Source organism: Psychrosphaera haliotis (genome assembly GCF_039523615.1).
Taxonomy (GTDB): Bacteria; Pseudomonadota; Gammaproteobacteria; order Enterobacterales; family Alteromonadaceae; genus Psychrosphaera; species Psychrosphaera haliotis.
Map to the genome: position 1 here is coordinate 408,792 of NZ_BAAAFQ010000007.1, position 15,962 is coordinate 424,753.

The following is a 15,962-nucleotide window of genomic DNA, read 5'->3' on the forward strand; positions in this document are numbered from 1 at the left end:
CTTAAGTTTCTTTAATTAAACTGAGATGTGCTAACAATAAATTTAGCACATCATTTTTGATTTATAGTTGCAGATAGTTCCATCATTGCTAAAAAGGGCTCACTATTAAGTAGATTGCTCTCAAAGTGAGGGTTGCCTAACAACTGATGAGAAGATATTTGCAACGTTATCAACTGTTGATGCCAGTTATACTCTTCAATTGCATCTACCTTTATTAAACAACGCTCAGTTGCGATCATGCCGTTTTGAGCATCAACAGCGGCAAAGCTTATTTTCCAAGATTTAGTATTAAAGATATAGTCTGCCATTTGATGATGTTTATCATCGTCGGTTTTAACTAAATAACCACAAACTTCATTGATCGAACGCAGCGGAATGTCACTTTCTAGTATATCCGGCGTTGATTGATCTAATACATTGTGTGGCCTTAGTAATGCTGGATCTGAACTCATCCCCCACAAATCCGCTCCCATCCAGTAGTATCCATAACCATAATAGCGATAAAGCTCAGATTCAAAGTGTCGAGACACGGTTTCATGTTCTTCGATGCCTGGCGCTGCTTTTATCTTTTCTATATCTATGCTTAGGCATACCTCTTCAGCATCAATATTGATGTAATACACTGAGATAGGCGAAATTAAAACTTTACGACTTAATGGATTCCACTTTTGAGGATCGACAACAAGGTAACGTATTACATGATCTTTATGGGAGAACAGTACATCAGAAACAGTGCCATATTCACCGTCAATTGTGCGTATTGTGAAACCTAAAATTTTCTGAATATTGATGTTCATGATTCGTCTCCATCTGATTTTGCAGAAATTGCGGTAGGCGTATCTGGGTCAAGCAGAATGTTTAAAGAAGCAGGTTGCACCAGAATTTGAATATGATCTGATTCAAACGTTTCACCATCAATTACATAGCCAATAGGTGTTTTACTTCTAATCGTTATTTTTTTAGCTTTTGCTGTGTGAATCGAGTCTGGTGCGGCCGATTCGGAAAGCCCTGCTATTGCTAAACTTGCAACATCTGCAATGTTTTCAATAAATTCATTCTTTTCATCAAACCAAGTAATATTTAATAAACCGTCATGGAAGTTAGGGTTGCCATCTCCTTGCGCAAGAACCGTAGAAAATGGCGCAGCATTAGCAATAACCAAGCTTTTTGTTTTTATGTTCTGTGCTGGCTCAGAATCAAACTGCACCATTAAATCCAAGTTTTCTTCTGTGTTGAGGGCCTCCCAGAAGCCATGTAAATAGGCAAACTGACCCAGTTGGTTTTTAGTTTCTCGGTCAGCAGAGTTTATCATTTTCTGCTCAATACCCACCGCAGCAACGAGTAACATAGTTTTGTCATTGCATACTGCCGTATCCATACTCACGGTATTGTCGCTAACAATATGTTTAATGGCTGTTTCTATTGGAATTACTTTGCTCGAAATACCAAAAAGGGTGTGAGCCAGTGCGTTTGCTGTACCAAGTGGGATGATACCAAATTTTATGTCCGAGCCGGTTAGTTCTGTCGCCACTTCAGCAAGAGTTCCGTCGCCACCAGCTGCAATGACCATTGAGGTTTTACTAGCAACTGCTTCTTTTGCCCAATCTTGAGCACTCTTTTCTTCCGTGGTTTCAACCACTTTTAAGTTAAACTTTTGTTCTAAATAAGCTTGTATTTTTAATTGATACTTTGGCCACTTGCCTTGGCCTGAAACCGGGTTAGCAATTAACCAAGCTGGTTGCATTAATTTTAGTAAACCTGCTTCTCTGTATTGAATAAGGCGCTTCAATTGCTTTTTGTTTAAGCCTGCCTGGTTTCTAATATCGGTTATATTTGATAAAACATCTCTTACTTCTTGCTCAGGATGTTTTGCAAGTAGATATGCAGCAACACAAAATAATGAACGACCACGACCTAAAGCACAGTGCACCATTACAGGCTTGTTCTGTCTGCGTTTATTGTCTATCCAGTTTAATGCCTGCCTTAGTTGTTCAGTGGTAGGGCTTCGATGGTCTAAAATTGGAATGTTAAGATAATCCATATCTATAAAACGACTGCTCCAATCCAATGCGTCAAATTCGGCAGTAACATCTAGCACTGCTTTTACTTCATGTTCTTCAAGTTCTAAGGCTTCTTCTGCTGACAAGCGACTGGCAAGATAAATATCATCTTGAATGTGGTGAATGTAGTGACGATCCTTTTTAGCATCTTTGCTTTTTGCGGCATAGTTATAAAGCTGCACACCAATCATAAAGGGTAGAAAAATAATTCTGATAATAGCCGGTATGCTGCCGTCGGTTCGTTTCCTAAATATTCTTGGCTGATTTGTCATATACCCAACAAATACAACCAGCAACGATATAGCTATCCAATTCAGAAGAATACTGAGGATGATAGAGTCAGTTAGGCTTGCGAGATAGGCAAGAAGACCGCCAAAAATTCCATATAAATATTCGATGTACATATTAACCTCAGTTAACTTAGCGCTAACATTTTAGAAACGAACTTAGGTCTTTGCTAAAACCATGCCTATCTTGTAAGTATATGAAAATTATAGATTGTTATTGATCTTTTGCCATCTTTTAAAAGTATCTGAAGGAACATACTGTAATTTTTACATTGTTGTTATGTTAATTATTCTCAGACATCTCGAATTTTTACTAACAAGAGGGTGTGATAATCGCAGTTTAAATTTTCAACTTGCTGTTATTTATACCATTTTGTTGTTTGTTTTATAAATGGCATAAACCTAGCTTTAGTAAGGTAATGTTTTAAAGTAAGTAGGTTGTATATGACATCAAATAACCCAAATCTTCCTGAGGTTGCTTTTTTAGAAGCAAGTCAGTTTTACAGTGAGTTAGCAAATCATGTTGAGGATCTTTCTATTCGTCATGGGTTAATTAAAGTATCGAGTGTATTTCAAGAAATCCATGAAAAAGTAGGTAAATGGAAAACCAAATCTAAATGGACAGGACCGCTACATGAACTCTTTTGTAGTTGGAACAATAACCTTAATCAAATGCGAGTAGGGAATACGTCCACACCGGAGTTATCTTTGTTGGAGCAACGTTTACAAGTGGAGTCGGCAAACCTATCTAAGCTAAGAAAAGCATTTAAAGAATCCGAGCCGGAACAAGAAAAGCGATATATTGCTGATCTTATTGCAACGTATTTTAATGTTGTTGATATCTTGACCAAAATGACACGTAATCAAAAGGGAGAGCGTTATGCATAAGGAAGAGGTAGCCGTACCGGGCATTGAAAAAAAGGTAGAGAAACTGCTCAATCCATTTCAGCGCTTTATCGCAGACCAAACTACAAGTAGTAAAGTTTTATTGCTAACAACGGTCGTTGCGCTCGCTTTTGCCAATTCAGGTTTTGCTGAACAAGTGTATGCAGGGCTTCATAGCATGTTTGGTTTTGCTATAAACGATAACCTTTATCAAATGTCCGTTTTACATTGGGTTAATGACGGCCTGATGGCGTTGTTCTTCTTGTTGTTAGGCATGGAAATAAAACGAGAAGTTTTAGTTGGAGACTTAAGCTCACCAAGTAACTTAATTCCAGTTTTAGCCGCGGCGGCTGGAGGAATGTTTTTCCCAGCTATTATTTTTGCCACTTTAAATTTAGGGACACCTTATATAGCAGGTTGGGGCATCCCAATGGCAACTGATACAGCGTTTGCTGTAGGGATTTTAGCACTGCTTGGCTCTAGAGCTCCACTGGCAGCGTTTTCATTTTTAACGGGTTTAGCCATTATTGATGATATTGGTGCCATTATGGTTATTGCCATTTTCTACACGGATAGTATCAACGCGTTGTATATTGCTTTATCTGCAGTACTAACCGCATTGTTATTTGTGCTTAATTATTTAGGTATTAGAAGGCCTTTTTGGTACCTAGTTATCGGTGTTTTACTATGGCTTTCTGTATTGAGTTCAGGAATTCACGCGACTATTGCTGGCATATTAATCGCAGCAGCAATACCTGCTAGGCCAAAGTATAAAGCGTCTGTAATGGTTGAACGACTTGCCAAAGTAACACAGCGGTTCCAGCGTTTAGTCATTAATCGAGGTGCAAATCAGCCTGTACTTGCATCGAAAACTCAGCATCAACTTGCCGATGAGTTAAAAAACACTGCTAACCAAGCTACAACTCCGCTAAGGCGCTGGGAGAAGTTACTTCACACTCCTGTAGGTTTGCTGGTGCTGCCTGTTTTTGCCTTCTCAAATGCAGGTGTTCAACTTGATGCATCTAGTTTAAGTTCAACACTTAATAGCACGCTAGCCTGGGGAATATTTTTAGGCCTTGTTGTTGGTAAAGGGATCGGTATTCCGCTGATGGTATGGCTAACTATAAAGACAGGAATTGGCAAGTTACCCCAAGGTTTAAACATGTGGCATATGGTTGGTTTAGGTATGCTAGGGGGAATTGGTTTCACCATGTCGATATTCATCACGGGATTAGGCTTTGCAGGGGATCTAGCCACACAAGAGATTGCCAAAACCGCAATTCTTTTCACCTCTTTATTTGCGGGTGTGTTAGGTTATATTTTGTTCAAAGTTGCTCCTTCAAATAAAGTAAAAAAAGGGAATCAGTATGCCGGATAGCCAATATGTAGCTGAATTAAAACAACGCATTCAAGAGCGTAATCCAAATCAAAAAGAGTTTATCCAAGCGGTAACCGAAATTTTAGACAATGTTGCGGGAGAACTTGATGACACTGAACAGTACCGTCGGTATCGTATTTTTGAACGCTTAACTGAGCCAGACAGAATAATTTCATTTAAAGTTGAATGGTTAGATGATGATGGTTGTGCACAATTAAACCGTGGTTGGCGAGTTCAGCAATCTAACTTGATTGGTCCTTACAAAGGTGGCCTTCGTTTTCACCCTACGGTAAGCGAATCAGTAATTAAGTTTTTGGCTTTTGAACAGTGTTTTAAAAACGCGCTGACTGGCTTGCCTCTTGGTGGTGGTAAAGGTGGATCGGACTTTAATCCAAAAGGGAAAAGTGACCATGAGATCATGAGCTTTTGCCAAGCGTTTATGACCCAACTTTATCGTCATATTGGCGCAAATGTGGACGTGCCTGCGGGAGATATTAATGTGGGCGCTAGAGAAATTGGTTTTCTATACGGTCAATATAGGAAAATCAGAAACCAGTTTAGTGGAGTATTAACGGGTAAAGCACTAGAAATGGGTGGTAGCTTAGTACGAACTGAAGCCACTGGTTTTGGTGTTATCTATTTTCTAAAGCACGTACTTGCATTAAAGAGCATGACTATTGAAGGTCTTAAGGTTACGGTGTCAGGCGCAGGTAATGTGGCGCTTTATGCTGCGAAAAAAGCGTTAGAAAATAAAGCTAAGGTAATTACTCTGTCAAACTCCAGGGGAGTGCTTTACAAAGCCAAGGGCTTTACTAAAAGCGATATTGATTGGCTAATAAAATACGACAATATAAAAGATAATACTCTGCTTTCATTTTCTGAAGAAGATTCTAAAAAGTCTGAGGTTGAATGGCGCGCTGGAGAAAAGCCTTGGCAGTATCAATGTGATGTAGCGATACCTTGCGCAACTCAGAATGAGATGAATGGCAAAGAGGCTAAACAGCTGATTGATAACGGTTGTAAAGTTGTTATTTGTGGCGCGAATATGCCTTGTACGTCCGAAGCAATTGCGGCGATTCATGGCGCAAATGATTGTTGCTACATACCAGGCAAAGCATCAAACGCTGGTGGAGTAGCGGTATCAGGGTTAGAAATGTCTCAAAATGCCGGTTTTGAAAGTCAGACCTTTGAATACCTTGATGGGCGTTTGCAGGACATAATGAAACATATCCATGCACAATGTGCAGAATGCGGAAAAACTGAAAATGGTAGCGTTGATTATGAAAAGGGAGCAAGTATTGCAGGCTTCCATATTTTAGCAAAAGCCATGTTAGCTCAAGGGGTATAAGGCTTGAAACGCTTTATATAGCAACAAAATAGCAAAAAAATGGTGGTTTTTGTCGATAATAGGCAAACAACTGTTGAATTTTAGAAATAGGTTCCATAGGATAAGCCTTGTCTCAACTAAAGGATAAAATAATGAACAAAAGTGAACTAATCGAAAAAATGGCACAAAGTGCTGACATGACTAAAGCTGATGCAGAACGTGCACTTAACAGCCTAGTTTCTACAGTAACTGAAGAACTTGCTAAAGGCGGCGACGTTTCTTTAGTTGGTTTCGGTACTTTCAAAGTTAACGACCGTGCAGCTCGCACAGGCCGTAACCCACAAACTGGTGAAACTATTCAAATTGCTGCTGCAAAAGTTCCTGCTTTCAAAGCTGGTAAAGCAATCAAAGATGCAGTTAACGCATAATTTACCGAGTCTCTCGATAAGTTGACAAAAAAAGCCTCATTAGAGGCTTTTTTTATATTCGGAACTAAATAATTCTGTACATTGTTAAAACGTTAGTTAAAATAAATGAGAATCATTCTCAATTAGAAAATAGATAACACTAACAAAGGGTACATAATGAAACGTATATTTTTAGTCGCATTAACACTTTTCACTTCTTTGATTTCAACTTCTGCATTTAGCGCAGAAACGGTAAATATCTACTCTTTCCGCCAGCCGTTTCTTATTGAGCCTATATTGGAGCAATTTACAGCGGAAACTGGTATTAAAACAAAAGTAGTATTCTCTAAAAAAGGCTTGATAGAGCGCTTAAAAAGAGAAGGTAAATACAGTCCTGCAGACGTTGTATTGACGTCAAACTTCAATAAATTACTACAACTTAAAGGCGAAGGTCTAACGCAAGAGATTAAGTCTGAGCAAATAGACAAGAACGTTCCTAGTCAGTTTAGAGATGAAGCCGGGCACTGGGTTGCATTAACTAAACGTGCTCGCTCACTTTATGTAAGTAAGTCATCTAATTTAAATACATCAACTATTTCTTATGAAGACCTTTCAGGTGAAGCTTTATCAGGTAAAGTTTGTACCAGAAGTGGTAAACACCCGTATAACTTAGGTCTGATCGCATCAATGATTGCGCATCACGGAGAAGCTGAGACTGAAACTTGGTTAAAAGGCGTTAAAGCTAATTTAGCTCGTAAGCCGCAAGGTAATGATAGAGGCCAAGTTAAAGCGATCAAAGAAGGGCTGTGCGAAGTTTCTTTAGGAAATAGCTACTATTATGGCAAAATGCTGACTGACGAAAACCAAAAGCCTTGGGCGGATGCTGTTAATCTAGTTTTCCCAAACCAAGATAACCGTGGTACACACATTAACGTATCAGGTGCGGTATTAACAAAATATGCACCGAACAAAGCGAACGCAGAAACGTTAATTGCTTACTTAGTTGGTAAATCAGCTCAAGAGCAATATGCTTCAGTTAATATGGAATACCCAGTTAACCCAAGTGTTAAGCCTTCAGAAATGGTTTTGAGCTGGGGTGACTTTAAAGAAGATAATATTTCTTTAACAGAAGTTGCTAAGTATAGAGAGCAAGCTTTACAATTGGTTGATAAAGTAAAATTTGATTTATAAGATTCTATTAATTAAAACATGCATTTGAAATTTAATAGGCTGACCTCTGCGTCAGCCTTTCTTGCTTTACTCATCGCGTTACCTATTTTTGCTCTGCTGTTTACAGCTATGACAGAGACTGGACAAAGTTTTGAGCACATAAGAGATACAGTACTTGCTGACTATATTATTAACACTGTGTTGTTAATGACGCTGGTAGGTATCATTGTGACTTTAATAGGCGTGCCATTAGCATGGTTAATAGCATGTTGTGAATTTACAGGAAAACACCTTTTTAATTGGGCATTAGTTTTACCTTTGGCAATGCCTGGCTATTTAATAGCTTATACATATACTGACCTGCTTGACTACGCAGGGCCGCTTCAAACCTTTTTAAGAAATACGTTTGGTTGGTCGTCACCCGATGATTATTGGTTCTTTGAAATCAGATCGTTAGGCGGGGCGGCTGCAATGCTATCTTTAGTTTTGTTTCCCTACGTTTATTTAATGGCAAAAGCTAACTTTTTAAATCAAAATGCGTCATTAACACTCGCGGCCAGAACCTTAGGTTATTCACCACTCAAGAGCTTCTTTTCCGTTTCATTACCTATAGCAAAAAACTCTATTGTAGCCGCTATTTCGTTGGTATTAATGGAAACTATTGCTGACTTTGCTACCGTCTATTATTTTGCTGTTAATACGTTAACCACCGCTGTTTACGATACTTGGCTAGGTTATTATGACTTGGCTAGTGCTGCTAAAATATCAATGCTAATGATTGTTGGTGTTTTTGCTCTGATTATTTTAGAACACAAAACAAACAAAAGAGGTAAAGACAGCAACAGTGCAAAAATGTCTGTTCAACCTCTTAGCTATAAATTAACGGGTAAGCAGAATGTGTTCGCATTCCTCTTCTGTAGCCTTGTTTTTGTTCTTGGTTTTGCAGTGCCTGCATTAACCTTGCTGAGCTATGCCATTGATTACTATCAAGACGTTTGGTCAATGGAAGTAATAATGTATGCTTGGAACAGTACATATATTGCAATCGCTGTAGCGGTAATTAGCTTACTAATATCACTCGTTATCAATGTTTCGTTGCGAGAAAATAAGTCTTTAGCTAATCAATCTTGGTTTAATCTGGCAAATATGGGTTATGCAGTGCCAGGCACGGTTTTAGCGATTGCGGTTATTATTCCCTTTAGTGGTTTGGATCATTGGCTAAACAGTACGGCTGAATCATTTGACCTTGAAGCTCCTGGACTCATATTAAGTGGAACCGTGGTAGCGATTATATTTACCCACATTGTTAGATTTGCTGCTGTCGCCAATAACAATATTAAAACGAATTTTCAGCAACTTAATAAAAGTTACGATTGGGCCGCAAAAAGTTTGGGGGCGAAGCCAAATAGACTGTTTAGGCAGGTTCATTGGCCGCTTCTAAAGCGCAGCGCTTTGGTAGCCGGTTTATTAATTTTTGTAGAAAGCATGAAAGAATTACCAGCAGCACTATTGCTTAGACCTTTTGATTTCGAAACATTGCCCACATACGTATTTCAGTTTGCTAGCGATGAGCAACTTGAACAAGCTGCCCTTGGCGCAATACTTATCGTTATAGTTGGATTAATTCCGCTTATTTTTATTAATCGCTCCATTGAACAAAAACAGAATTAGGAAGCTTTCATGTCGTTGCTATCAATTAAAAACCTGTCTGTAAATTATGGTGAGTATGCCGTAATTAAAGGGTTGGATCTGTCAATTGCGAGTGGTGAAATTGTAGCGCTGTTTGGACCTTCAGGAAGCGGTAAGAGTACAATTTTAAAAGCGGTAACAGGACTTTTAAAACAAACCACTGGCGATGTTGTCTTGTCAGGTAAGGTTTTAAACTCAAGTACGGTTAACTTGCCTACAGAGCAACGTAATATAGGACTTATATTTCAAGACTATGCGCTGTTTCCTCATTTGACGGTATTTGAGAATATTACTTTTGGGATCCAGAGTGTCGAGAAAAAAGCTCGTCATAAAAAAGGGGATGAGCTGTTAGCGTTGATAAAAATGGCTGAGTATAAAAACAGCTATCCTCATCAGCTTTCAGGTGGTCAGCAGCAACGTGTCGCTATCGCGAGAGCATTAGCAACGCAGCCGGACTTATTGTTATTTGATGAAGCTTTCTCTAATTTAGATCCTCAGTTTCGCTTTGAGCTAATTGAAGAAATTAGAGATATTTTAAAGTCGACTAAAACAGCAGCGCTTTTTGTTACTCATAATCAGAATGAAGCTTTTATTTTTTGTGACAAAATCGCCGTTTTACACCAAGGTGAAATAGCCCAAATAGACACGCCTTCTGACTTATTTGATTACCCAGTAAATGAATTTGTCACAGAGTTTATAGGTGCAGGAGTATGGTTGCCAGCGGTCATCAAAAGCGAGTCCGAGTTACAAAGTGAGTGGGGGCCTTTACCATATAAAGGAAAGACAGACTTGAGTGGTCGAGTAGGTGAAACTATAAAAGTCTATCTTAGACCTCATCAAATAGGATTGAACGCTCTTAATGAGAGTGACACTAGTAATGCAGGCCCATCTTTTTCCATTGCCAGTGAGCGGTTTGTAGGGGAATTTTATGAGAGCACACTGACTTGGCATGATCAGTCTATCAAAGTAAGAACGCACGATTCATTTTATAATCAAAAAGTAAGAGTAAGAATCAAACAGCCCATCAAACAGGTTTACTTTTAGAGTGATTGCACCAAATACATAAAACTTAGCACCAATTTGGTGCTTTTTTTTTGCCCCAAAATCGAGCAGTGTAATATTTCCTTTAAAATCAGGTGTTTAATTTTTGGCATTGTTCTTCCAATAGTTTTTGCAAACTTAAGGAGAATAATAATATGAAAATGGTCACCGCGATTGTAAAACCATTCAAGTTAGATGATGTAAGGGAGGCTATCAGTGATATAGGCATTGAAGGCTTAACCGTATCGGAAGTAAAAGGGTTTGGACGACAAAAAGGCCATACCGAATTGTATAGGGGCGCAGAATACCAAGTGGATTTTTTGCCAAAAATGAAACTAGAAATCGCTGTGCTAGATGATCAGGTAGATAGATTAATTGAAGTGATCTTAGAAACTGCAGGTACAGGTCGTATAGGTGACGGCAAGATATTCGTGACAAGCCTAGAGCAGGTTATTCGAATTCGTACCGGTGAAACTGACGTTAACGCAATTTAGGAGGCGACATGGAAGTACAAATTTCTCATTTACAATATGCCATAGATACGTTCTATTTTTTAGTTTGTGGCGCACTGGTCATGTGGATGGCTGCTGGCTTTTCAATGTTAGAAGCGGGCTTAGTTCGATCTAAAAACACAACAGAAATACTCACCAAAAACATCGCGCTATATTCTATTTCGTGCATCATGTATTTACTTTGCGGCTACGCCATTATGTATGATGGCGGGCTGGGTTTAATTGCAATTGAAAGCGTTCAAGAGTCTGAGGTATTGGCGTCATTTGCTGAAAAAGAAAACCCATTATTAGGTGATGCAGTATATTCCTCCGCATCGGACTTTTTCTTTCAAGTGGTCTTTGTTGCAACGGCTATGTCGATTGTTTCAGGTGCCGTTGCTGAACGAATGAAACTATGGGCATTTTTAGCTTTTGCTGTAGTCATGACCGGCGTGATTTATCCTATTGAAGGCGCATGGACTTGGAATGGTGCGTCAGTCTTTGGCATGTTCAAGCTAGAAGACTTGGGTTTTTCTGACTTTGCAGGTTCAGGCATTGTGCATATGGCTGGCGCTTCTGCTGCCCTGTCAGGCGTACTCTTTTTAGGCGCAAGAACTGGTAAATATACACCTACAGGGAAAGCTGTGGCTATTCCAGGTGCCAATATGCCACTTGCTGCGTTAGGTACATTTATTTTATGGATGGGTTGGTTTGGCTTTAATGGTGGTTCGGTGCTTAAACTGTCAGATATTGGCAGTGCCAACAGCGTTGCAATGGTATTTTTAAATACGAATGCTGCTGCGGCTAGCGGAGTAATAGGAGCGCTATTAACCAGTATGGTTTTGTTTAAAAAAGCGGATTTAACAATGGCCTTAAATGGCGCACTAGCCGGACTCGTAGTGATTACTGCGGAGCCTTCAACGCCAACAGCATTAACGGCAAGCCTATTTGGTCTAATTGCAGGGATTGTCGTCGTATTTTCAATTCTTGGTTTAGATAAACTGAGAATTGATGATCCTGTAGGTGCTATTTCTGTGCATGGTGTTGTCGGTTTGTTGGGCTTACTCATTGTTCCTATTACAAATCCGGATGTACTGCTAGTGGGTCAAGTTGCTGGTGCGTTAACAATATTTGTTTGGGTATTTGTGAGCAGCTCAGCTGTTTGGTGGATACTAGATAAAGTCGTTGGCTTAAGGGTTACTAAACAGCAGGAATATGAAGGGGTCGACCGCTCTGAATGCGGTGTTGATGCTTATCCAGAGTTCATTAAATAATGAACTCTAAATAAACATTGAATTTACTCTTGAGCTTTAGAGCTATTAACAAATTCACGTAATTCCGGGGTATCAGCAATGGCTATCCCGGTTTGCTGCGTTTTTGCTTTATACATGGCTTCATCAGCCGATTTGAGTAACTCATTAGCTGATTTACCATGGATATCAAAAATAGCTCCGCCAATGCTGGCTTCTACAATGATATTCTTTACTGCCTGTTGAGAAGTTTCTACTGCATAAGCGCCACTAATAACATCAAACTTTATTTTGGCTAGCTGTCTTAGATGGGTTAACTCTGAGATGTTGGGAGCGAGTAATACAAACTCATCGCCGCCATAACGAGCGACATAATCAGATCCACGGTTAAAGACATTTAAACGAGAACCAACAGACTTCAATATTTGGTCACCAACAAGATGACCGTACTCGTCATTTATTTGCTTAAAGTTGTCTAAGTCTATAAATAACAGAGCAAAAGACTTTTCATATCGAGCTCCCTCATTGACCATCTCTTCGAGCTTAACATTGAACGACTCACGATTATTAAGCAGCGTTAATGCATCTCTAAATACGTTTTCCTCAAGGCTTTTCATTAGTGCAAAGCGTTCTTTTGAAAATCGAATTGAGCGTAACAATAGTGATTTGTGTAAATCTGATTTTGGAATGTAGTCTTGCGCGCCTAACTGTATTGCTCGCTCTCCGGTTACCTCGTCGTCATAACCGGTAAGGACTATAATAGGAAAGTCCTTAGCAAACTTTTTTACCTTAACAAGCGTTTCTAAGCCTACGCTATCAGGCAAATTAAGATCTATTATTAAAAGGTCTGGCAACATACTTTTCATACCAGCTTCCAAGTCGGCAACTGTCTCATAATTAGACATTTTAAAATGAGATTTAAAATTACCGATTAACATTGATTTAACCAAGTAAACGTCATCTTTACTGTCTTCTAACAAGTATATTAGTTGGTCATTCATTTTTTAACGTACCTTCGATAATTTACAATATTTAAACGGGCTGCCTTTTTCCAACATAAATAAGTCCATATATGGCTTATTAATTATTTTTGCTAAAACCTTGGGTGTGGCCGCTATTTCATACTTCATTTCTGTATCCTTTTGAAACGTAATTGCTATATGTAATATTGCCGGGAGTCTACTTTACTGCCCGTTGTTGTTAATTTATTGTAATTCCGTTAATTTGGCAGTGTGATGGTAAATGTTGTACCTACACCTACTTCACTAGAGCATTCAATGCTAGTGTTGTGAACTTTACAAATCTGTTTACAAATTGCTAATCCAATACCGCTGCCTTGATATTTGTCTTTACTATGTAACCGCTTAAATGGCTCAAATATTTGCTTGCAATACTTACTTTCCATGCCTATTCCATTGTCCTTAATTATTATCTTAGTCGAATATTCGGTATTTTCCGCAATTACACTAATAAGCGGCAATTTCTCTGACCTAAATTTGATGGCATTGCTAAGTAAGTTCTGAATCAATTGAACCATCAGTGACTTATCTACGTTCAGCAATGTCTCACCATTCGTTATGGTAATTTCTGCACCGCTCTCTTCTATAACAAATTGCAGTTGATCTTGTGCTATTGCAACAATTTCACCTAATTCGATTTTTGATTTTTGCACAGAGAAGCTACTAATCTGTGACAAACCTAAAATATCGGAAATCATTATCCTCATTCTATTTGCTGCATCTTGTATACGATCAAACTGATATTTGCTGTCATCATCTAGGCTGTATTGATTTTTCAAGGTATCGGAAAGTAACCCGCTGAAGGTGACTATTTTTCTTAGTGGCTCTTGGAGATCATGAGATGCAACCATGGCAAAGCGTTCTAGATAAGCATTAGACTCCTGAAGTGATTCTAAAAGTTGAACCTGCTCTGAGATATCAATAAAAGTAGTCAGTAAGATTAGAGGGTTGTTATTAACATCACGCTTAATAACAGAGGTATAGGTGCGACACCATCTCCACTCTCCGCTTTTATGCTTATATCGGTATTCAATCGAATGTGAGTTGTTTAAGGGGGATTGGATTACCACTTCGAGATGAGTAGAAATTTTACTTAAATCTTCCGGGTGGTATAAATCCAGCCTATTTTGGTGACTGTTTATTTCTTCCAGGGTGTACCCTAATATATCCGTATAGCGTTGATTTATTTTAATGACTTTTTGTATCGTTAAATCGAATAAACTAGCGGCACATATACTTGAGTCTAGTATGTTCTCTAAGAAAACCTTGTTTTCACTAAGTTGAAGTTCAATATCTTTTTGGGAAGTAATATCAATAGAAGAGCCTACAATTTTTACAACATTCCCATTTTCTAAAATGGGATAAAGAGAAGTATAGTACCAATAGGGTTTGCCATTCATCGGTATCATTTCTGTGTATTCACTAATGGATTTAACATCTACACAGGCCTGCAAATGATCCGTGAGTTTAGTAACAACCGTTTCACTTAATACATTTTTGTCGATTTCTGAAAGACATTTTCCCGCTATATTTTCAGGTTGAGGACCAAGCTTTTCACTCGCTGCACGGTTAAATAGTAAGAAGCGGAACTGTTGGTTTTTCTCTACAGCGACAACCCATATGGAGTTATTTGCGCCTTCGTATATTGCATTTAGTAACTCAGTTTTTTCTGCAACTTGACGCTTTAAAACTTTGCTATCTTGTATATACCGTAAAGAGCCAGAAACCGTTGCAGCCTCGTTCAATTCGTTAAATGTGGTTTTACCTATTAAATTAAACCAGCCGAACTCACCTTTTGAATTAATACCTAAATATTCTATGGAGAAGCGTTTACTGGTTTTAAATCCGCTCTTGAACTTTTCAATAGTGGATTCAACATAGTCTTCATGTATATGCTCTGTCCAAACTTTAATAGAAGGTAACTTATCCTTGGCGCCTATTAACTCATTAAACCTATGAGACCAGTTAATGGAGTTGGACTCAATATTGTATTCCCAAATTCCATCTTCTGCTGCGTCAATTGCTCGTTGTAATTTTTTGTTTGATTCAAAAAGTTGGTGTTTGATATCTTCGATTTCGGTTAGGTTTTGTACCGTAAAAATATAGTAATCGCATTCATTAAAAACTTTTTTTGCTATTCGAACTTCTGCAGGAAATGCTTCGTCATTAAGTCTTTTCAGCTGGACGATAACTTTTTTATCTAATGTTATAGGTGTGTCTTTTTGTACATTTTTTACTAGCGACGCTAAGGCTTTTACTCCCTCATGGTCGGTACTTTCAATTAAGCTGAACAACGATAAACCTATTTCGTCACCCTTATTAATTGCAGTGTCTTGATAAAACGACTCATTACATAAAGTAACTTTAAGGCTTGTATCGAGTAAACATGCTCCTATTGGCATAGTATCTAGCATAAATTGAACTAGTTTTTGTTGTTCAATTTGCATTGATAGTTGATTACGTTCTTGAGAAACCGAATTGAGCTCTTGCCTAATTCCCTCGACTTGTTTGGGGGTGGAAATCGTAATTAGGGTTGGGAGAATTCGATATAGATATATAGCCGTTGAAATGGACACTATGGCTGTCATTGATTTAAGCAATCCATGCCAGCCATACATACCTTGCCAAATAGTGACAATGCCGAATAGATGAGTGATACCACAAAATAAAATGAACAAGGAGAATAGCCAAACAACTTTCTGATAACCAATATCGGGACGTTTATTGGCGAATACCATTAGAGCAATAGGAATTGAAAAGTACGCCGCTGCAATAAGGAGGTCTGCAATGACATTTGTCCAGAGTATGTGAGGCTGCCACATGTAACAGTGGCCATGAGGCATATAGTCGCTGTAAAAAAAGCTATCCATATTTGTAACTTGCATTACAACTCCAAATAAAAAACCAACATCAATTTAAGACGAGGAACTAATACTAGTTTTTAGCGCAAAAATGAAT

General features: G+C 38.6%; 13 protein-coding genes. 9 read left to right on the forward strand and 4 right to left on the reverse strand.

The window, feature by feature from the left end; all coding sequences use genetic code 11:
- Positions 1 to 50: 50 nt before the first annotated feature.
- Complete coding sequence (locus ABD009_RS11465) at positions 51 to 797, reverse strand: PRC-barrel domain-containing protein (protein WP_343825515.1); 747 nt, start codon at positions 795 to 797, stop codon at positions 51 to 53.
- Positions 794 to 2,464: a diacylglycerol kinase family protein gene (locus ABD009_RS11470; RefSeq protein WP_343825517.1), complete on the reverse strand. Its 1,671-nt coding sequence runs from the start codon at positions 2,462 to 2,464 to the stop codon at positions 794 to 796. Before ABD009_RS11470 ends, ABD009_RS11465 begins: the two co-directional genes overlap by 4 nt.
- 327 nt (positions 2,465 to 2,791) lie before the next feature.
- Here ABD009_RS11470 and ABD009_RS11475 point away from each other — a divergent pair, with 327 nt between their 5' ends.
- From ABD009_RS11475 to ABD009_RS11515, 9 genes are all read left to right on the forward strand, one after another.
- On the forward strand, positions 2,792 to 3,235 hold the full coding sequence (locus tag ABD009_RS11475) for a hypothetical protein (protein ID WP_343825519.1): 444 nt from the start codon (positions 2,792 to 2,794) through the stop codon (positions 3,233 to 3,235).
- A complete protein-coding gene (gene nhaA, locus ABD009_RS11480; RefSeq protein ID WP_343825521.1) occupies positions 3,228 to 4,610 on the forward strand; it encodes a Na+/H+ antiporter NhaA in 1,383 nt (460 codons plus the stop codon). Before ABD009_RS11475 ends, nhaA begins: the two co-directional genes overlap by 8 nt.
- Positions 4,600 to 5,958 carry an NADP-specific glutamate dehydrogenase gene (gdhA, locus tag ABD009_RS11485; protein WP_343825524.1) on the forward strand — a complete coding sequence of 453 codons (1,359 nt, stop codon included), beginning with the start codon at positions 4,600 to 4,602 and terminating at the stop codon, positions 5,956 to 5,958. The genes nhaA and gdhA overlap by 11 nt, the downstream gene beginning before the upstream one ends.
- 131 nt (positions 5,959 to 6,089) lie before the next feature.
- Entirely contained in the window at positions 6,090 to 6,365 is a 276-nt protein-coding gene (locus ABD009_RS11490) for an HU family DNA-binding protein (RefSeq protein WP_155696186.1), read from the forward strand.
- Positions 6,366 to 6,521: 156 nt separating this feature from the next.
- A complete protein-coding gene (locus ABD009_RS11495; protein WP_343825526.1) occupies positions 6,522 to 7,535 on the forward strand; it encodes an extracellular solute-binding protein in 1,014 nt (337 codons plus the stop codon).
- A 24-nt stretch (positions 7,536 to 7,559) separates the two neighbouring features.
- Positions 7,560 to 9,185 (forward strand): ABC transporter permease, encoded by a 1,626-nt coding sequence (locus tag ABD009_RS11500; protein ID WP_343825528.1) that lies wholly within the window; start codon positions 7,560 to 7,562, stop codon positions 9,183 to 9,185.
- Positions 9,186 to 9,194: 9 nt separating this feature from the next.
- The gene (locus ABD009_RS11505; RefSeq protein WP_343825530.1) at positions 9,195 to 10,247 is read left to right on the forward strand and encodes an ABC transporter ATP-binding protein; all 1,053 of its coding nucleotides are present in this window, start codon (positions 9,195 to 9,197) and stop codon (positions 10,245 to 10,247) included.
- 152 nt (positions 10,248 to 10,399) lie between these two features.
- A complete protein-coding gene (locus ABD009_RS11510; RefSeq protein ID WP_155696182.1) occupies positions 10,400 to 10,738 on the forward strand; it encodes a P-II family nitrogen regulator in 339 nt (112 codons plus the stop codon).
- A gap of 8 nt (positions 10,739 to 10,746) precedes the next feature.
- Positions 10,747 to 12,009, forward strand: a complete 1,263-nt coding sequence (locus ABD009_RS11515; RefSeq protein ID WP_343825533.1) for an ammonium transporter — start codon at positions 10,747 to 10,749, stop codon at positions 12,007 to 12,009.
- A 23-nt stretch (positions 12,010 to 12,032) separates the two neighbouring features.
- Here the strand turns inward: ABD009_RS11515 and ABD009_RS11520 are convergent, their stop codons facing one another.
- Both ABD009_RS11520 and ABD009_RS11525 read right to left on the reverse strand, forming a co-directional pair.
- Complete coding sequence (locus ABD009_RS11520; protein WP_343825535.1) at positions 12,033 to 12,986, reverse strand: GGDEF domain-containing response regulator; 954 nt, start codon at positions 12,984 to 12,986, stop codon at positions 12,033 to 12,035.
- Between the two features lie 218 nt (positions 12,987 to 13,204).
- A complete protein-coding gene (locus tag ABD009_RS11525; RefSeq protein ID WP_343825537.1) occupies positions 13,205 to 15,889 on the reverse strand; it encodes a PAS domain S-box protein in 2,685 nt (894 codons plus the stop codon).
- Between the last annotated feature and the right edge of the window lie 73 nt (positions 15,890 to 15,962).